We start from the raw sequence: 18,925 nt of genomic DNA, 5'->3' as shown, positions 1-18,925 counted from the left end.
GGTCGCCCCGCCATACCCGACGACCCGGATACCATCGAAAAACCAATCCGAACCCGATCAAGCCAGGCCGCTACCGCCCTGCAAGATCGAGGTTAGGGTCGGTGGAATAGGTGTGGTCGACGGCGAAGTGGCCGTTGCCATCATTGAACAGGACGCTGATGCTGGCCAGGTTGGTGACGACCAGATCCAGGTTTCCGGTGCCGCGCAGGTCTGCGGCCTGCACCGCGTTGGCGCCGATGTCGGTGGCGACGTACTGGGTACGACTCAGCTGCCCGTTGCCGTCCCCACGCGAGATGGCAACTCCGCCCGCGGTGTCGACAGCGGCGATATCGGCGTTGCCATCATGATCGAAATCGCCTGCGGCGATGGTCTGGGATCCGAGGCCTTGGCCCGCGGTGCCGACCGGGTACTGCACGGACTCGCGGAATATCGGAGCCGGGCCGGGGTCGGACCACGAACCGGTCGGTGGTGCCGCGCTCGCCACGGAGCCTGCTGACCCGGCGACGAGCACGGCCGCGGCCGCGGCGGTGCACAAGCGTGTAGTGAGCATTCTTCTCAGATCCCCGCCGGTCCGACCTGCACTGCGGCACAGGTCGGCGCCACCGCATGGTCAGGGTCGAGGGCGTTGCGTACCAAGCGGATTGCCACGGGATCGGACGTGAGCAGCATGTGCTCGGTGACGTCTCCGGGGCAAACATCCTGCAACAAGATGTTGGTGACATCGGGCCCAGGGGTAAGGAATCCCGTCGTATACGGGGTGGCGAATTCGTCGGTGCGGGACGAGACAACGGTGTACTTGATACCAGGCAGCACCTCACCACCGCTGTTGAGCTGCCGGATGAACTCCGATGTCGCCAGCTGTTCGACGCAGGACGGGCACACTGCGGCGGTCACCGGTGGGGCGATGGTTATCGGCAGATTGATGACGCCCCAGGTGGTTCCGTGATTGTCCGGGGCCAGACCGACGAGTGCGTTGACCTTGGCGGCGCCGCCAAGGTTCTTCAGGTAGTACCGCGGCAGCATGCCGCCCTGGGAATGGCCGACGATGTCCACTTGCCGTGCCCCGGTCGCGGACAGCACACGATCGACGAAATCGGAGATCTCTCGCGCGGACGCAGCCATCGGACCGATGCCGGACAGCGCTCCGCCCACCGTCTTGCCGTAATCGAGCGCAAATACGCAATAGCCGGCCTGTGCGAGCGCAGGCGACACCATGATCCAGTTGTCCAAGCGGTTTTCGAAAGTGCCGTGCGCCAAGACGACTGGCCGCGGATGTTCGGAGCTGGGACGGCAGGACCAGTTGTTCGCGCCAGGCGGTGGCGGGATGAGGTCCAGGCCGGCCGACCCGGAATCGGCAAGTGCGATGGGCGGGGTGGCCAAGGCGAATATCAGAAACACAATAGGTAGCAGGAACTTACTCGGAACAATTTTACGCATAGTACTCGGCATTCTTGGTCTCTGATCATGTTGCATCCTGATACCTCATCACCCGGATGCCGGAGGTTCTGCTGCAGGAGACTAGTCAAGAACGGCTCGCATCGCAGGTCCGTATGAGTCCAATCACAGTTAAGTAACAACTAATAATTACATTACACAATTGCGCATTATCTGATTTGTCATATTGCACAACAGAGTTTTTCTGGGTCAAGCAAGCGCGTATCGCGTTCAACTTCCGAAGGGCGACACCGACGTCACCACGGCGCTGCGGAATCTGGTACACCGCCTGAGCGCGCCAACGACCCGGTCCGGCCGATCTGCTCGGCTATCCCTGATGGGCGACTTTGGCGGCGATGTATCGGGATTCGGCGTCAGTCGGTGTACGTGCCCGCGACGTAAGCTCCCTTGGTGGTCAGTGAGGGTCCAGGTACGCCGTTATCGGCGTCGTAGGCCACCAGTGAGGTGTCCATCTGCAGCAGCTGTGCGAAATATGCCTCTTCCGACGTCCGCGATTGGCCGGTAGAGGGGGTCCAATACAGCAGCGGGATACCTTGCTCGATCATGCTGACGTAGGCCATCTTTCCGTCTGCTGAGAAGCCCGCGTAGACCTTGCGGTTCGGTCGAATCATGACGGAGGTATCGGATCGGGAGCTCCGGTCGGCGCGAGGAGTTCTAGGCCGATCATGCTGCGGGACAGCCCGTCCCAGGTGCGCACGTCCCAGCCGGTGAGGTCGTGCCAGCGATCGAGGCGGTACTTCACCGTATTCGGGTGAACGTGCAGGGCTCGGCCGGTGGCGGCCAACGACATGTCGTGGCGGGCGAAGCATTGGATTGTTTCGGCGAGTTCGGGGTGTTCGGCGGCAGGTGTGCGGCATGGCTCGAGCAGCGCGGACAGTCGAGCGGCGTGGGGCAGCACGGTCGCGGCCAGCCACTGCTCGTCGAATCTCGCGGGGTGGCCGCTGCGCTGCGCCAAGGGCAAGACCTGCTGGGCGTCGGTGATGCTGGCTGCGGCGCCGGGCAGGCCTGGGCGCGGCAGGCCGATACCGATCGGCGAGCCCGGAACGAGGCGGTTCATCTCGTGGATCATCGTGTCCAATGAAATGCGTTGGATGAGGGCAAGCATGATCGTGCCTCGGTTGACGCAGTGCACTGTCCCCCGCGAGCGGCGCAGGGCTGTCCGCAGGGCCGCGAGGCTCTCGTCGGACCAGCACCGCGCGGGTGCGCAGACCGCCTGGAACTCGCCGGCGGGCTCGAAGCCGAGCGCATGCGCGAGTGGGTCGAGGTCAGCGCTCGACGCACGTCCCGCGATGAGGACGTCGAAGAAGCGGTAGGTCAGGGCGAGTTGGGCGGCGTCTTCCGCGCGGACCGCCTCGCTGTAGGCACATGCGGCCGCGGTCGTCGCGTGCTGCAGCCACACAGAGGCGGTGCCGCCGAGTCGCGCCAGGTCCGCGACCAATCGGGGATCGCGGGCGTCGGCGCGGGTGAGCAGGATGTTCCACATTTCTCGATAACCGACGTGGTAGGCACCGATCAGCGATTGTATGGACAAGCCCACACGCGCCCGTGACCGGCCCAGCTCGCGCGACGGATCGATCTCCTGCGGCGACGGCAGCCGTCGCTCGCCGAGCCCGATGAGAACCCCTCGATACTGATCGGTCACCGCCGCGATGTGTTCAACCAGATCCACCACGTGATATCCGGGAACCTCACGCCGGATGACCGCCACGATCTCGGGCACCAGCACAGGCAGATCGGCAAATATCGAGTCACACAGTTCAGTGATCGGCCCCCACTCGGATTCCACAGCCCCACCTCCATTCCCATTCGTTCGAACAGTCTTGTGGCCGGGGCTCATTTTTGATGATTCCATCTAAATCGGCCATCGTCGCAGTTGAATCATGAACGGTGATCTACGTCTCGACGTGCATCGATGTTGGATGCGCGAACCCTTCATCGAGCGCGGCGACTGTGGTTTCCGCAGTCGAATTCTCGCACACTTTTAGGTTTGCGTACTAGTAGCCGTATACATCTGCCCGGATGGTTGAGAGCAGGAGCCCGCCGGGAACACGCCCCTGGAGAGGATTAGCCATGAGATTGCAGTTTTCGCGGATCGCCCTGGTCATCGGTCACCTTTGCCGGTCGACGTTGCCGACGAACTCGGATCTACCCCGTCGTGTGGATATCAGGCGGTGACTCGATGACCCACAGCCCATTGACGTTTCGTTCCTGGTGGCAGGACCGAGTCGACTACCGCTGGCTGGTCGACACCCTCCAGACCCAGTCCGCTTTGGCCCGCACGAAGTTCATCGTCGGTGCGGGCGGTGCGGTGCTGTACGCGATCGCCGTGCTGTCGATGGGATCGCAGGCCTACCTCCACACCACGATCGGCACGGCAACCTGCGCACTCAGCGCCATCCTGGCCGGGCTGTGGGCGCTGCGCTGGTGGCTGTGGGCCTGGCCGAGCGAAACCGAATCGCTCATCTGGCTCGCCTGCGCGGATATCGCCATCACCGCTACCGCCCTGACCAGTCAGAACGGCCTGTGGGGAGCGATCGCGACGGCGCTTCTGGTCGTCCCCGGCGCTTACGCGTGCTTCCACGGACCTCCCGCGCTGGCGGTGCACATCGTCTGGTCGCTGGCATCGACACTCATGGTCGCGATCCGTCTGGTGACCGGAGATCCCGCGCGCGTCGCCGGCACGCCCCGCGACTACACGATGGGTCTCGCCGCGGTTCTACTGCTCGGGGCCGTGACCGTCGTCGCCTTGATGACGGTGCAGACCTACCACTGGCTCTGGCGGCTGGCCGCATTCTCCGATCCGCTGACCGGACTGTTGAACAGACACGGGCTCGACTACCACCTGTCGCGCATTGTCGGTCTCTGCGACCACGGGACGATCTACGTGGCCACACTGGACCTGGATCGTTTCAAGACCGTGAACGACACCTACGGGCATCCCGTCGGCGATCACGTGCTGAGGCAGACAGCCGGTCGCTTGCGGGCTGCGGCCGACCCGGATGCTCTCGTCGCACGCACCGGCGGCGAGGAATTCGTGGTCGTCGGCCGCCTCAGCGGTGACCAGGCTCGGGTGGTCGCCGAACGGCTGCGCTGGGCAGTGCGGACGATGCCCGATGTCCCGGTCACGATCACCGCCAGTGTCGGAGTCGCGGTGTTCGACGTGTCCCGCTCGATCGACTCTTCGACCCGCCACGACATCCTGCGCTGTTCGGATTCCGCGATGTATCAGGCGAAACGACTCGGCGGCAACACCGTAGTCATTATCGAGACCGACGACACGCTGGCGTTCTGACACAGTCCCCCGAGCAGGTCGCGGAGTTACCGCGCGACAGCTCGGGCAACCTCGACAACCTGACTCTCGCTCTGGAAGGCGCGCCATGATCGACTGGGAATTGCCCCGCAGCGCGGTGAGCGTATTGCTGATGACGCGGTTCGGGGCAGAACGTGGCGTGACAGCTCCAGAGTGCCTGGCCGACACCGGCATCGACGCTACGGTCCTCGACGACCCCGAGACCACGGTCACCCCGCACTCTGAACTCCAGGTCACGCGAAACATCCACCGGTTGTGCCGGTCCGACCCGGACGCGGCGATCGAACTGGGTACCCGCTATCACGCGTCGGTCCTGGGCCCGTGGGCCGGCGCGATGTCGAGCAGTGCGACCCTCGGTGTGGCAGTTGATGTGTCGTGCCGCGATTTCGGCAGGGCGTTCGGCTTCGGGACGATGCTGCTCGATGTGGCGGGCGACGGCAGCGTCGTGGTGCGGATCGACGACAGCGAGTTGCCCGCCGACATCGCCCCGTTCCTGGCGGATCGGACGCTGGCCGCCGCGATCACGGTCTATCGGGAGTTGCTGCCGTTCGCAACCGGCCCCCGCCTGATCCGATTCCGGCACGAACGACCCACCCGCATCGACCGCTTTCACGAAATCTTCGACTGCGACCTGGAATTCGGTGCCGACGCCAACGCCATCGTCCTCGACGACACAGCGCTTGACCAGCCGATGCCACAACGCAACGAGCCGGCTTTCCAAGCGATGACCCAACACTGCCGCCGGCTGCTGGACATGCGGTCCGATCGTGTCGGCGCGGCGGGCGCCACCCGTGCCGTCCTGCTGTGCAACCCACACCATCTGCTCGACCAGGTCGCCGTCGCCGCGACACTGCGGATGAGCTCGCGCACGCTCTACCGCAGACTGCAAACCGAGGGGACCACCTTCCGGGAAATCGCGGAACAGGTACGCAAGGAACTGGCCATCGGCATGCTGGCCGATCCGCACTTAACCGCCGCCGAGATCGCCAGACGCCTCGGTTACGCGACGCCGGCCTGTTTCAACCGGGCCTTCAAACGCTGGACCGGCTCCTCACCCGGGCAACTACGAGTTCACCGATCGAGGAACCCAGCCGCATGAACCCGCTATCAGTTCGTCGCATTGCGAGGTTCGCGTTCACCGCAGACGCGGACCTCACGGTCGAGCGTGATATGCGTGTGCGCTTTCGGTGCGATTAGGATGCCGCATTTCGTGCTCGACCGGGAACGCGCGAACGACTGGCACCTACGTCGTCAGGAGATCCGGCTTACCGATCCACAGATCGTCGGGGATCTGATCAATCATGCGTGCGTCGTTATTTCGGACGTGCAGGACGCGGTCGTCGCCTGTCGAAACGGGCTGATCGTCGCGGCCGCGGGAATTGTTGTAGGAGAGAATTTCATGAATCTGGCCACACACGGTCGGTTGTAGACCCTTCCGAAGGGTCTCCGTCTCCCGGTAATGGACATCCTATTTGCATACCACATCGTTCCGGACGTCGGACGGGATTGTTTTATGTCGTCGATTCAACACGGCATTGCCGTGCGGTATGGCCGCGCGGGAGGAAATAGCAACACACCCACGACGCTGCGCGACGGGTCCCACTCCTCTCGCGAGCCATCACTGCGTGTCCTCCAGGGCGAGGGCCAGGTCGTCGAGATTATCGGAGATCTCGCGCGATAGCCGCGCGATCTGGTCGGGACTGTGATTGCGTGCCGCGCAGGCGATTTCGATGAGCAGCCGTCCTCCGAAACTGAATACGAAGTAGCAGACGTTGGGGTCGCGGACTTGTGGATCGAGGATGACGAGCCCCCGGAAGTCCAGGTACTCGATGCCGGCGGGGTGGGCGAACGGCGCGATTACGCCCAGGTTCGAGATGAACCCACTCGACGGCTCCACCAGCTCCTCGCCGCGCACGGATTCTTGGGCCTGGTCCAGCATGATCGCCAACCCCTGCCCGCTCTCGATACGGTCGATGAGCTGCTGTTTGATTTCTTTGCCGAGTCCGACCATGTCGGTGTCGGGGGCGCACATGACCGCGGTAGGACCGAGGCCGAGTGCATTGGTGACCTCGCCCAGCTCCGCCGGCGGCTGGAGGTGGGCACGCAGATCGATGACATGCATTTTGAGCATCGGGAGTTCCTCGCCCTCCGCCTCACCGGCCAGCGAGACCATCGCACGCTCGGCGCGGATGATGGCCGCGCTCACCAGGGCGTGCAACGTCGTGCCCTGGACTCGTGCGTACCGGACCAGCCGATCGGTCGCTTCGACGGATTTGCGGATCCGCGCCGTGGGCGCCACCCGAAAGCCGAGGCCCTCGGATTCCACAACGGCGGGGACGGTGAACAGACCTCCGGGATTTCTCAACTCGAGCTGCGGGATGTCGAAATCACGCGCGGCGCACACGTCCTCGATCCCGCGCGGATAGACCGGTGCGGTGTCGGGCGGTGCCATATCGGCGCCGAAGGCGAAGAACCGGCACAGGTCCCGAAGCATCTGAAATCCCAGTCGCCCATCGGCCACGGCATGGCTGACCTGCAGGCCGATCGCGGTGTTGTGGCCGTCCTGGACGACCTCGAGACGGGCCAGCGCGCGGGTCGGATCCATCGGCGCGATGCCGTGCTCCAGCCAGGCCGGGATCGGGCCGTCCACCACGGTCACCGCGGCGGTGGGATGGGCCGTATCCGGAAGACGGAGGTGGCATTCGCCGTCCACCAGTTCCAGGTGCCCGCCCAGCATGGGGTATTTGCGACAGAGTAGATCGAAGGCTTGCCGAAGGATTTCCACATCGACCGGTCCCGAGCAGACAAGCGCATAGCAAATTGTCGCCCTGGTCAAGGCCCAGTAATGGTCTATGGCGCCGATCTTGTATTTCATGAATACCTCCCAGCCGGTCCATCTGGAACTGCAATAGTCATGCGGAAGAGCCACTGTACTGCCGCAGAATACGAGCGAACAAAGTGATGCCATGCACAACCGTTCAACGACTCCGATTACCCGATACAAGGCTCCAGAAAATATCGTACAGACCCTCGATAGCCATTTCGTGCCATATTATATTCTCATTCTGTGCCATTTACGGAAATGCGCGGTGACGCACGTCACCAACGCCCGATCAGGGGTTGCAATAGCGACGGCAGCGAATTAGAAATGGGTCCTGGTTCCCAGAGAATTGCCATATGGGATGCAGTTTCCGGAATGAATGACGAGTACGGCGGCCCGGCCTGTATACGGGTACCGCATACGACCTACATGATTCGGCGTTCGATCGAGTAATGGTCGAACCGGCAAGGAGCTGAGAATGGCGAAGGAAGCGCAAGAGCCGGTGTCGGCGTTGCCCCAGGCACCGATCGCGATCGTGGGGGTGGGCGGGTTGTTCCCGCAGTCCCATGACGCGCGAGAGTTCTGGGCGAACATCCTCGATGCCCGTGACTGCATCGAGGAAGTGCCCGAAAACCATTGGCGGATCGCTGATTACTACGATCCGGACCCCGCCGCCGAAGACAAGACGTACAGCAAGGTGGGTGGGTTCTTGCCGACGGTCGATTTCGATCCGGTGGAGTTCGGGATCCCGCCGTCCATGCTCGGGATCACCGACGCGGCGCAGCTGCTGAGTCTGATCGTGGCCAAGCGGACCTTCACCGATGCCGGCGCCTTCGACTCCCCCTGGTACGACGCCGGCCGCACCGGGGTAGTGCTGGGCGCCACCAGCAATACGTCGATCGCATCGGCGTTCAGTGCCCGGTTGGTGACCCCGCAGATCCGGGAGGCGGTGCTCGCGTGTGGGCTGTCCGACCGCGACGCCGACCACATCGTCGCGAAGTATTCGTCAGCGTTCGCGCCGTGGGAGGAGAATTCGTTCCCGGGCATGCTCGGCAACGTCATCGCCGGCCGCATCGCGAACCGCTTCGACCTCGGCGGTATGAACTGCGTGGTGGACGCGGCCTGCGCCAGTTCACTCGCGGCGGTCCGGATGTGTGTCGACGAATTGGTGTCCGGCCGTGCCGATCTCATGTTGACCGGCGGCTGCGATGTCCAGAACACGATCTTCAACTATCTGTGCTTCTCCAAGACCCCGGCATTCTCCAAGACCGACCGCATCCGCCCGTTCGACCGGTCGGCCGACGGGACCCTGAGCGGTGAGGGGATCGGCATGCTGGCACTGCGGCGGCTGGCCGACGCCGAACGCGACGGCAACCGGATCTACGCCACGCTGCGCGGCGTCGGCGCCGCCAGCGACGGCCGCTACAAGAGCATCTACGCGCCCCGGCGCGAAGGCCAGGTCACCGCGCTGCAGCGCGCCTATGCCGCCGCGGGTTTCGGCGCGGATCAGGTGGCGCTCGTGGAATGTCACGGCACCGGTACACCGGTCGGCGACGCCACCGAGCTGACGGCGCTGCGCGATGTCTACGCGGGCGCCGGTGCCGGCTCGGTGGCGGTCGGAAGCGTGAAATCGCAGATCGGACATACGAAGGCGGCCGCGGGCGCGGCTGGACTCATCAAGGCGGCGTTGGCACTGCACCACAAGGTGCTGCCGCCCAGCATCAATGTGGACCAGCCGGTGACCGATCTGGACGGATCGCCGTTCTATGTGAACACAGTCGCCCGCCCCTGGATCCTCGATCCGGGCCGGGCCCGGCGACGGGCTGCGGTGTCGGCCTTCGGATTCGGCGGCACCAACTTCCACTGTGTCCTCGAGGAGTACACGGTCGCCACCGCGGAAGCCCCGGTGTCGCACCGAGTGTCGACGGTGCACTGCTGGCATGCGGGCACTGTTGCCGACCTACTCGAGCAGCTCGAGACCTCCCCCGAGGGCAGCGATGCCGCCGAGCCGATCCCCGCGCACGCGGCGCGGCTGACGATCGTGGCCTCGGACCCGGGCCGGTTGACCGCGCTGCGGACACAGGCCATCGAGGCCCTGCGGGCGGACGCCGAGGCCGCCGAGTTCACGATCGACAACGCGGTCTTCTACCGGCGCCAGGCATATCTGGGCACGCCGATGGGCGGCAAGATCGCGGCCCTGTTCGCGGGGCAGGGCAGCCAGTATCCCGGCATGGGGGCGACCGCGGCCATCGCGCTCACGCCACTGCGGCTCGAATTCGACGCTGCCGCATTGGCTTTCGAGGGGTCCGAGGCGCTGGGTGCGGTGGTGTTCCCGCCGCCGGCTCACGACTCGGCGCGGCACGGTGACCAGGTCGCGGCGCTGCGCCGCACCGAATACGCGCAGCCGGCCATCGGCGCTCTGTCGGCCGGGCAGTACAAATACCTGACCGAGCTCGGCTTCCGGGCCGACGGCGCGATCGGGCACAGTTTCGGTGAGCTCACCGCATTGTGGGCCGCCGGTAGCCTCACCGATGCCGAATTCCGCCGCCTCGCCGGCGCGCGGGGTGCGGCGATGGCTGCCCGTCCGGCGGGCAGCTCCGATCCCGGCACGCTGGTGGCGCTGTCGTGCGATCTGCCTCGCGTGCGCGAGCTGATGGCGGGGCACCCGGACGTCTACGTGTGCAACATCAACGCGCCCGATCAGGTGGTGGTCGGCGGCGGATCCAACGCCGTGTCCGCCTTCACCGGCGTCTGTGCCGCCCACGGCGTGACCGTTCAGGAACTGTCGGTCGCCGCGGCGTTCCACACGCCATACGTCGCGCACGCGGTCGAGAAGTTCCAGCGGGCCGTGTCCGAGGTGACCGTCAGCGCGCCGGACATGCCGGTGTACCCGAACATGGCCGATGCGCAGTACGGCGCGGATACCGCCGCCAACGGCGACATCCTCGTGCGACAGCTCACATCAACGGTGTACTTCGCCGCGCGGATCGCGCAGATGTACCAGGACGGATACCGGATTTTCGTCGAATTCGGTCCCGGCACAGTGCTTTCCGGACTGGTTCGCAGGACGTTGCGCGACCGCGACGACGTCGTGGTGCTCAGCGCCGACGGTGGCCGGACACAGGATTCCGACCGGCAGCTCAAGCAGCTGGCGGCGCGACTGCTCGTACTCGGTATGCCGCTGACCGCGATCAACCGCTACACCGCGCCGGCACCGCCCGAGGAGCAGGGCCATCGCATGCGTGTCCCGATGGACGGCGCGAATTACGTTCCGCCGAACCGGCTCGAGGCCCACGACAGATTGCTGCACGACGGCTACGTCGCCGGCGGCGCGGCCACCGGCGCCTCCCCTGCCATGCCCGTACCTGCCCTCTAGCGATCACCGAACGGGTCAGCGTCGCCCCGTCTCCCCCACCCCTCATTGAAATTGAACGGAGTTACCATGACCACCTCGTTTATTTCGAAGAACGGCCAGTCCCACGGCATTTCCCTCAACGGGAGCAGCCCTGCCACCGCGGCCCAGACCCCGTCCGCGGCGAGCGCCGAGCTGCTGGCCGACCATCTCGCGGCGCACCGCGACTTCCTCACCACCCAACTGGATTTGGCCAAGCAGCTGACCGCGCTGTTGAGCGCCGAGGCCGCCAAGGAGAGCCCGCGCAAGGAGGTGCTCGACAGCATCGGCGCCACGGCGTGGAACAGTGCCGCGCTCGGCCAAGCCCACGCCTCCGCCAACAACGCACTCAACACCCTCGCCGGCGGCTCCGCGGCGACACCGCAGCCGACCGGCACCGGATCCGTGGCAGGCCTCGATCTCGGCGCGGCCCCGGCTGTCACCCCGCCCGCCGCGACCAGCACAGCGCAACCGGCGCCGCTGGCCACCGAAACCATTGCGGCAACCGTCATTCCGGCGCCCGCCGCACCCGCAGTCGCTCCGATCACCATCGACACACCGGCAGCCGCCGCGACGGCTGTCGCCCCGGTCACCGCGGAGACGACTGCCGCAGCGACGGCGACAGGCACGACGGCCGGTATGGATGCGGACACGGCCCGGTGGATGCTGTACGACATCGTCGCCGAGAAGACCGGTTACCCCGCCACGATGCTCGAGCCGTCCATGGACATGGAGGCCGATCTGGGCATCGACTCGATCAAGCGCGTGGAGATCATGGGTGCGATGCGGGACCGGTATCCGTCGGTGGCGCAGGTGCCGCTGGACGAGATCGGTGAGATGCGCACCCTCGACGATGTGGCGGGCTTCCTGGCTCGGTACGGCGGCGCGGCGGACTCGGCCCCAAAAGCCTGATCGGGCGGAAGTTCGCGCGCCTCGGCGAACTTCCGGCTCCCGATCGGCTAGAGAGCGGATTCCGTGAGCAACCCAGCGCCCTGATCACGGGCGCCACAACCGACCTGTCCACCGGCCTCACCGCGGCGCTGCGGTCGGCCGGCTGGCGGGTCACCACCGACGAATCCACCGAGGATCCGGACCTGGTCGTCTGGTTCGCACCGACCGAACTGTCGCACCGTAGTGCGGCGGTCGCCGCGCTGAGCGAGGCCTTGCTCCTGACTCGGCAGGTGAAACCCGCCCTGGAGCGGGCCGCCACCCACGGTCGAGCGGGCTTCATGGTGGTCACTCAGTTCGACGGGACGTTCGGCCTGACGAGTGTCGACACTGACGAAAACGCCATCCTCGGTGGGGTTTTCGCCCTGGTGAAGACACTCGGCATCGAGGCGCCGACGCTGTTCTGCCGCAGCATCGACCTGGCGAGCGGACAGGACCCGGCGCGGCTGCTTGCCGAACTCTACGATCCCCGAACCGATCTCACCCAGATCGGATACGACTCGACCGGTGTGCGCCGCACCATCGAGTTCACCGAGGATCGGTCGGGGCCACTGCTCGACGATCCCGAGGTGGCCCAGCCCAATTCCGAGGATCTACTGGTGTTCACCGGTGGCGGCCGCGGTGTCACCGCGGCGTGCGCGATCGAGGCCGCGGCCCGCTACCGCTGCGGCATGCTGCTGCTCGGCCGGACCGAACTCGCCGACGAACCCGACTGGTGCGCAGGGGTTCCCGACGACAAGCTCATCGCCGCGATCGCCGCTCGACGCCAGTCCGAGGGGCAGCCGACGCCGCCGCGGGAACTGCGGGCCATAGCCGGCACGCTGGTCGCGCGGCGGGAGGTCCGGGCGACGCTGGCCCGGCTGCGTGAACTGGGAACGACGGTCGACTATCTGGCCGTGGACGTGACCGACCCGCATGCCGTCCGCACCGCGCTGGCGCCGTACCGGGATCGGATCACCGGAATCGTCCACGGTGCCGGGGTTTTGGCCGATCAGCTGGTCGACCAGCTCACCCCCGAGGCGATCTCGACCGTGCTGACCCCGAAGCTCGACGGCTGGTTCGCGCTCGTCGACGCCGTCGACACCGGCCGGCTCCGCCACGCGGTGATCTTCGGTTCGGTGGTGGCGATCTACGGCAACCGCGGCCAGGCGTCGTATTCGGTGGCCAACGAGGCGCTCAACCATCTGGCCTGCGCCCTGAAGTTGCGTCATCCCGGCATCGCGGTGACCTCGATCAACTGGAGCGCCTGGTCCGGTGGCATGGTCGGCCCGGAACTCGAACGCATGATGATCGGCCGCGGCATCACCCCGATCCCGCCCGCGGACGGCGCGGTCATGTTCGCCGACCAGTTGGCCGCGCCCCGCTCACGCGATCTGCTGTGCCAGATCGGGCCGTGGCGACCGATGTCCGAGCCCGTCGCGGTCGTCCCCGGCCGCGAGGTGCGGATGAGCCGCGACATGGGGCAGATCGCGCAGAGCCGCGCGATGGGTGACCACATGATCGACGGCAAGCCGGTGCTGCCCGCCGGGGTGGCCCTGGGCATGATCCTCGACGTCGTCGCGCAGACACATCCGCATCTGGATATCCGCTCCGCCTACGACTTCAAGGTGTTCAAGGGCGTCATCCTCGATGCGACGACACCGCGCCTGCATTTCACCATCCGCGACACCGGCCCGGACGAGGTGTCGGTGACGGTCACCGATGACTCGGACCGCCCGCGGTACCGCGGACTCGTGAGCTCGGCGCTCGCGGAATCGATCGGCCCGGACCATTACCCGGATCTGCCCACGCTGGCCGTCGGGGCGGCGGTGCCGTGGTACGACGACAGGGCGCTGTTCCACGGACCGTCGATGCGCGGACTACATACCGTCCTGGAAGACGGCGATCGATTCGTGGTGTATGCCCAACTACCGGAGCCGGATTGGGCGGTCGGCTACTGCGGTACCTCGCGGTATCGGGCATTGACTTCCGATGTGCTGATGCAGGCCGCGGGCATCCGGTGCCGCAACACCACCGGGCTGCTCAGCCTGCCCGCCGGGATCGCGGCGGCCGAGCTGCTGGGACCGCTGCCCGACGCCGAGCCGTTCTATGTCGTGGTCAGCCGGGTCACCGTCGCCGAACCGCGGGCCTACTGCACGATCGAGGCCTGCGATCCGACCGGACGGGTGCTGCTGCGTCTGCGCGACGCCGAAATGATCAGCAGCGCGGGCCTGGACGAACGATTCGGTCTGGTCGGAAGGCACGCCGATGCCTGAGCTGCTCACCATCCGGATAGCCGGAACGGCGTCACGACGCACCGAGGCAGGACCCGACGCGTTGTCGGTGGTCGGCGACAGCGCGCTCGCGGACGCGGGCATCGATCCGATCGATGTCGCCGCGGGATTCGAGGCCGACGGTATCGCGGTCCTCGCCGCCGGGGCCGATATCGATACGGTGTGGCGTTTCGCCCGCGATCGTGGTCTTGCCGGTCCCGTCGAGTCGCTACCCGCGACCACCGCCGGATCGGTCGCATTGTTCGATCGCGCCCGAACATTGTTGGCCAACAGGATGATCGACGCGGTCCTCACCATCGAGTGCGGGCCCGTCGAAGCGGCCGCCCTGGTGCTGACCCGTGCGGGCACCGACGATCTGCGCTACGCGCGGCTGGATGCGGCAGTCGGCGCCTCCGGCGCCGACGCGATCGGCACCGCGGCCCGAGTCGCGGTGCGGCACACCGGAATCCATCCGCGCGATATCGGCTGGCTGACGGTGGCGGGTCCCGACGACAACGGCCGCATGCTCGCCGAGGTCGCGCCGGAGTACCCGGCGGCCGATCATCCGCTGTCGACCGTCATCGGGGCGCCGGAGCAGACCGTGCTGGGTGCCGTCGCCGCCGCCGCCCGACACGTCTACGACGCCCGGCTGCCCGCGACACCGTCCGGTGTCGTCGCCGACGCGTCGAGTGCGCTGTGCCGCGCGGAGGGTGAGCAGCCCTGGGTGTGGCCCGGCCCCGCGGGCCGCCGATGGGCCGCGGTCGCGGCATCCGACGGAGAAACGGCCGCGCACCTGGTGCTGTCCACCGGCGCGACGAAAGGCCGTGACGCGCCCCTTGATTGGTTCGGCGCCGGTGGGGCACTGCTGCTCGTGCTCAGCGGCGACGGCGGGCCCGAACTGGCGCAGGAGGCCCGCGACTGCCTGACCCGGTTGGCCGGCGGCGCTGATCCGATGGATCTGTGCCGGAACAGAGCCGCCCGGACCACCCCGGGGCGTTACACCGCCGTCCTCGTGGCCGCCGACCGGGCCCGGCTACGGTCGGAGCTGCGGGCGGCGATCCACGATCTCCCGGAAGTCATTGCCCGCCACGGCGAATGGGTAACACCGTCAGGAAGCTACTGCACCACCGCACCGCTGGGACCCGACAAGCCGGTCGCCCTGGTCTATCCCGGCATCTTCTCCCTGTATCCCGGCGCCGGGCGAGACCTGCTGCGACTGTTCCCTGCCCTGTCCGCCCGCCTCGACGACAGCGGGCAACACGAGCTGCTGCGCCAGGACCTGCTGTATCCGCGATCGGTCGCCGGGCTCGACCGCGAGGCCCGCACCCGGCACGAGGCCCGGCTGCTCGACGACATTCCCGGCCAGCTCGGCACCGCAGTCACCCTCGCGATACTGCACACCGCACTGATCCGGGACATGCTCGGTATCCCGGTCGACGGCGCCTTCGGGTGCAGCCTGGGCGAGGTCAGCATGCTGTTCTCCCACGGGGTGTGGGATCACAGCGCGACCGTGGATCTGACCCGCCCGGCGCCCGGCCTGTTCACCGAGCGCTTGGGAGGCCGCAAACAGGTGGTGCGACAACCATGGTCGATCCCGGACCATGTCCCGGATCAGGACGTGTGGACGACCATGACGGTGATCGGTGACAGCGCCGAGGTCCACGCGGCCGTCGCCCGATTCGACCGGGTGTACCTCACGCACGTGAACACACCGCGGGAATTCGTGCTCGCCGGCGATCCCCGTCAATGCCGAGAATTGGCCGCGCAGTTGGGCTACCCGTCGGCGCGGGGGCCCTCCGCCCTCGTGGTGCACTGCGCACCCGCCGAAACCGAGGCCGCGGCGATCGCGCGCCTGGTCGACCACCCGATCATGGTGGCCGAACCTCCCGGCACGCTGTTGACCGGCTACGACTACGGCAGCGTCGATCTCGGTGACCGGCACCGTCTCGCCGAGCACATCGTGCGGATCATGTGCGAACCGGTGGACTTCCCGCGCCTGGCCCGGGCAGCGTATGACCACGGATTCCGGTACTTCATCGACATCGGCCCGGGCGGGTCGTGCGCCCGCTGGCTGGAGGACTCGCTGGCAGACGTCGACCATCTCGCCGTGGCAGTCGACCGCCGCGGCATGCCCTTGGGCACGGCACTCGCCCGCGCCGTCGCCCGCCTGATCAGCCACGGCCTGCCCATCGACCCGACCCGGCTGCTGGGCGACGCACAACCTACCGACCGACCAGCGAGCGGTCGTGTCCACCTACGCACCCGAAGGCGGTCTGCCATGCTCGATTCAACCCGTGACGCCCTGATCACCGTCGACGGTCATCCGGCGGGCAGTGTCGCCGCCGTCTCGGTGACCGATCCACCGACAGCGGCGGTGTTGTCGACGATCGTCCCGAATACTGTTGCGGCCCACCAGACTTTCGTGGCCGCATATCCGGCAATCGAACAGCTGCTGGGCGGCCGAGCGGCCGAGCCCACGCTGGAACCGGATGTCACCGATCTCCATCGGTTCGTGTCCCGGGTGATCGAGATGCGCGGCGCGCCCGGCGTACTCGACACCCCGGCCGGGATCACCGCCGAGTACGACATCCCCGCGAACCCCTGGTACACCCGCGACGACATCGCCCCGGCGAGCATCCTGCTCGAAACGACGCAGTGCCTGGCGCTGCTGCTGGAAGAGCTCGGCGTCGACCAGCGATCCGGACAGAGCCTGCGGTTGCTGTCGGCGGATCCGGTGTTCCACGACCGGCTGCCGCGCGCCGGGCAGACGCTCCGCGTCGATCTCGACGTGACCCGGTTCGTCACCTCCGATTCCGGTGTGCAGGTGCACTTCTCGTACCGATGCCGCCTCGGCGACACCGTGATCATGGACATGGCCGACGCCTGTGCCGAATTCGGCACCCCCGCCGACCTACCCTCGGGGCCTGTCGCGGCGACCCCCGCGAAAGGTAAGCACCGGCGTGATCCGTTGGCACCGAGGGATTTCAAACCGCTCGAGCGCACCGACCGGATCAGCCTCACCGACACCGACGTCGATCTGCTGACCTCGGGCAATCTGACGGCGGTGTTCGGGCCGGCATGGGACCAGGGCGCCGAGGGCTGCAATTCCTCGATCCGCCTCGCCGCCGGGCGTATCCGGATGCTCGACGAGGTCACCATGATCGAGCGACTCGGCGGACCGCACGGACTCGGCGAGCTCACCGCCAACCGGGCCGCGGATCGGCGCAGTGTCCCGCCCGGGACCATGATCACCGAGGGTGCGGCACAACTACTCGAGATCTTCGCGATGTATCTGGGTCTGCATCTGGTGTTCCCCGACGCGGAATTCCAGCCCGCGTTCGGTATCCGGGAAACCGTGCACATCCTGGGGTCGATGCCCGCGCAGGTGAAAACGCTGTCCTACCGCGCCGAGGTCACCGACATCCTGCTGCTGCCCCGGCCCACCGTGATCGCCGACGTCACCGTGTACGCCGACTTCGCGCCGATCATGCGAATCACCGATGCCGCGATACAGGTCATGGAGAAACCGGGCACACCGGTCGGCCCGACCGCGAGCGGCATCGTCCCGTTCCTCGGACGCCGCAACCACGACGGCGAGGCCGCGCTCGCCACCGAATTCAATATCGCGCACGCGGCGCTCGGCGACATCGTCACCTCGATGGGGCCCGATTTCGCCGTCTTCGCCGGCCGGCGACTACCCCGCATGCCCAACCGGATCTTCCAGTTCGTCGACCGTTTGCAGCGCGTCGCCGGAACGCGCGGGGAATTCACCACGGGCAGCGAGGCATCGACCGAATTCGTCTCGGCACCGGAATCCTGGTACTACCGCGACAACTGCTCGGATGCCATGCCCTATGCCGTGCTCATGGAGACCTCGCTGCAGTCCGCCATTCTGCTCGGTTTCTACCTCGGCGGGGCCCTCGTGCTGGCGGACGAGGATGTGTACGTCCGTAATCTCGACGGTGTCGCCACCGTGGTGCGGCCGATCGACGTGCGCGGCAAGACGATTCGACAGGAAACGATACTGGTCTCACACCAGGCATTTCCGGGCGCGGTGCTGCAGCGGTTGTCCTATCGGCTGTTCGCCGACGGCGAGGTCTTCTACGAGGGCGAATCGTTGTTCGGCTTCTTCGGCGCCGACGGGCTCCGCAACCAGGTAGGACTCGACGGCGGCGCCTACAAACCCTCCTGGCTGGAACAACATCCGAACCCGCCCGGGGCACGGACAGTGCCGATCGGCCCCGACAATCGCTGGTTCACTCCGCAACCCGGAACCGGATTACGGCTCGCCGACGGGCATCTGCGCCTGATCGACCAAGCGACCGTGGTGCCCGACGGCGGAGAGTTCGGCAAGGGGTATGTGCACGGTACTCGTGCGATCGACCCGCAGGATTGGTACTTCCAATACCACTTCTTCCAGGATCCGGTCATGCCCGGTTCCCTCGGCATCGAAATGCTCGTTCAGGCCCTGCAGCTCTATGTGATCGACAACGATCTCGCCGCCGATATGGGTCCGGTGACCTTCGAGTCGGCGGTCGACGTGCCGATGCGGTGGCGCTACCGAGGCCAGGTTCTGGCCGACGACAAGGAGATCGCCCTCGACGTCACCGTCAAGGAGATCCGCCGCGAACCGGAACGGTTGCTCGTCATCGCCGACGCCAACGTCTGGAAACCCGGAATGCGCATCTACCAGGTCGACGACATCGCCATCGAAGTGCGCAGCCGCAACGACCAGTAACCCCTGTCCA

At 66.6% G+C, this 18,925-nt stretch carries 12 protein-coding genes; 7 read left to right on the top strand and 5 right to left on the bottom strand.

The window, feature by feature from the left end; all coding sequences use genetic code 11:
• Window positions 1-70: 70 nt before the first annotated feature.
• From ACIA76_RS39690 to ACIA76_RS39675, 4 genes are all read right to left on the bottom strand, one after another.
• Window positions 71-550 carry an FG-GAP repeat domain-containing protein gene (locus ACIA76_RS39690; protein ID WP_397160045.1) on the bottom strand — a complete coding sequence of 160 codons (480 nt, stop codon included), beginning with the start codon at window positions 548-550 and terminating at the stop codon, window positions 71-73.
• 5 nt (window positions 551-555) lie between these two features.
• Window positions 556-1,473: an esterase/lipase family protein gene (locus ACIA76_RS39685; RefSeq protein ID WP_397160043.1), complete on the bottom strand. Its 918-nt coding sequence runs from the start codon at window positions 1,471-1,473 to the stop codon at window positions 556-558.
• 335 nt (window positions 1,474-1,808) lie between these two features.
• Complete coding sequence (locus ACIA76_RS39680) at window positions 1,809-2,000, bottom strand: hypothetical protein (protein WP_397160041.1); 192 nt, start codon at window positions 1,998-2,000, stop codon at window positions 1,809-1,811.
• A 62-nt stretch (window positions 2,001-2,062) separates the two neighbouring features.
• A complete protein-coding gene (locus tag ACIA76_RS39675) occupies window positions 2,063-3,241 on the bottom strand; it encodes a PucR family transcriptional regulator (protein WP_397160039.1) in 1,179 nt (392 codons plus the stop codon).
• A 393-nt stretch (window positions 3,242-3,634) separates the two neighbouring features.
• On the opposite strand from ACIA76_RS39675, the gene ACIA76_RS39670 reads away from it, so the two are divergent.
• The 3 genes from ACIA76_RS39670 to ACIA76_RS39660 all read left to right on the top strand — a co-directional run bounded on the left by ACIA76_RS39670 (window position 3,635) and on the right by ACIA76_RS39660 (window position 6,194).
• On the top strand, window positions 3,635-4,747 hold the full coding sequence (locus tag ACIA76_RS39670; RefSeq protein WP_397160037.1) for a diguanylate cyclase domain-containing protein: 1,113 nt from the start codon (window positions 3,635-3,637) through the stop codon (window positions 4,745-4,747).
• Window positions 4,748-4,832: 85 nt separating this feature from the next.
• The gene (locus ACIA76_RS39665; protein WP_397160035.1) at window positions 4,833-5,864 is read left to right on the top strand and encodes an AraC family transcriptional regulator; all 1,032 of its coding nucleotides are present in this window, start codon (window positions 4,833-4,835) and stop codon (window positions 5,862-5,864) included.
• A gap of 99 nt (window positions 5,865-5,963) precedes the next feature.
• A complete protein-coding gene (locus ACIA76_RS39660; protein ID WP_397160033.1) occupies window positions 5,964-6,194 on the top strand; it encodes a hypothetical protein in 231 nt (76 codons plus the stop codon).
• Between the two features lie 189 nt (window positions 6,195-6,383).
• On the opposite strand, the gene ACIA76_RS39655 is transcribed toward ACIA76_RS39660, so the two are convergent.
• On the bottom strand, window positions 6,384-7,640 hold the full coding sequence (locus ACIA76_RS39655; RefSeq protein WP_397160032.1) for a hypothetical protein: 1,257 nt from the start codon (window positions 7,638-7,640) through the stop codon (window positions 6,384-6,386).
• A gap of 424 nt (window positions 7,641-8,064) precedes the next feature.
• On the opposite strand from ACIA76_RS39655, the gene ACIA76_RS39650 reads away from it, so the two are divergent.
• The 4 genes from ACIA76_RS39650 (at window position 8,065) to ACIA76_RS39635 (ending at window position 18,915) form a co-directional block, all read left to right on the top strand.
• Window positions 8,065-10,962 (top strand): beta-ketoacyl synthase N-terminal-like domain-containing protein, encoded by a 2,898-nt coding sequence (locus ACIA76_RS39650; protein WP_397160030.1) that lies wholly within the window; start codon window positions 8,065-8,067, stop codon window positions 10,960-10,962.
• A gap of 66 nt (window positions 10,963-11,028) precedes the next feature.
• Window positions 11,029-11,889 carry a phosphopantetheine-binding protein gene (locus tag ACIA76_RS39645; protein WP_397160028.1) on the top strand — a complete coding sequence of 287 codons (861 nt, stop codon included), beginning with the start codon at window positions 11,029-11,031 and terminating at the stop codon, window positions 11,887-11,889.
• A gap of 269 nt (window positions 11,890-12,158) precedes the next feature.
• The gene (locus ACIA76_RS39640; protein WP_397160026.1) at window positions 12,159-14,180 is read left to right on the top strand and encodes an SDR family NAD(P)-dependent oxidoreductase; all 2,022 of its coding nucleotides are present in this window, start codon (window positions 12,159-12,161) and stop codon (window positions 14,178-14,180) included.
• Entirely contained in the window at window positions 14,173-18,915 is a 4,743-nt protein-coding gene (locus ACIA76_RS39635; RefSeq protein WP_397160025.1) for a hypothetical protein, read from the top strand. Before ACIA76_RS39640 ends, ACIA76_RS39635 begins: the two co-directional genes overlap by 8 nt.
• Window positions 18,916-18,925 lie beyond the last annotated feature (10 nt).

Origin of the sequence: Nocardia sp. NPDC051570, from assembly GCF_044454005.1 — a bacterium.
GTDB lineage: Bacteria > Actinomycetota > Actinomycetes > Mycobacteriales > Mycobacteriaceae > Nocardia.
The sequence above is the reverse complement of the archived record's forward strand: the minus strand, read 5'-3'. Positions and strand labels throughout refer to the sequence as shown.

Bases quoted from the DNA above. Each gene is read 5' to 3' on its own strand.
- ACIA76_RS39665 (WP_397160035.1), top strand. From the start codon at position 4,833: ATGATCGACTGGGAATTGCCCCGCAGCGCGGTGAGCGTATTGCTGATG.
- ACIA76_RS39690 (WP_397160045.1), bottom strand. From the start codon at position 550: ATGCTCACTACACGCTTGTGCACCGCCGCGGCCGCGGCCGTGCTCGTC.
- ACIA76_RS39645 (WP_397160028.1), top strand. From the start codon at position 11,029: ATGACCACCTCGTTTATTTCGAAGAACGGCCAGTCCCACGGCATTTCC.
- ACIA76_RS39635 (WP_397160025.1), top strand. From the start codon at position 14,173: ATGCCTGAGCTGCTCACCATCCGGATAGCCGGAACGGCGTCACGACGC.
- ACIA76_RS39680 (WP_397160041.1), bottom strand. From the start codon at position 2,000: ATGATCGAGCAAGGTATCCCGCTGCTGTATTGGACCCCCTCTACCGGC.
- ACIA76_RS39650 (WP_397160030.1), top strand. From the start codon at position 8,065: ATGGCGAAGGAAGCGCAAGAGCCGGTGTCGGCGTTGCCCCAGGCACCG.
- ACIA76_RS39655 (WP_397160032.1), bottom strand. From the start codon at position 7,640: ATGAAATACAAGATCGGCGCCATAGACCATTACTGGGCCTTGACCAGG.
- ACIA76_RS39685 (WP_397160043.1), bottom strand. From the start codon at position 1,473: ATGCAACATGATCAGAGACCAAGAATGCCGAGTACTATGCGTAAAATT.
- ACIA76_RS39660 (WP_397160033.1), top strand. From the start codon at position 5,964: ATGCCGCATTTCGTGCTCGACCGGGAACGCGCGAACGACTGGCACCTA.
- ACIA76_RS39670 (WP_397160037.1), top strand. From the start codon at position 3,635: ATGACCCACAGCCCATTGACGTTTCGTTCCTGGTGGCAGGACCGAGTC.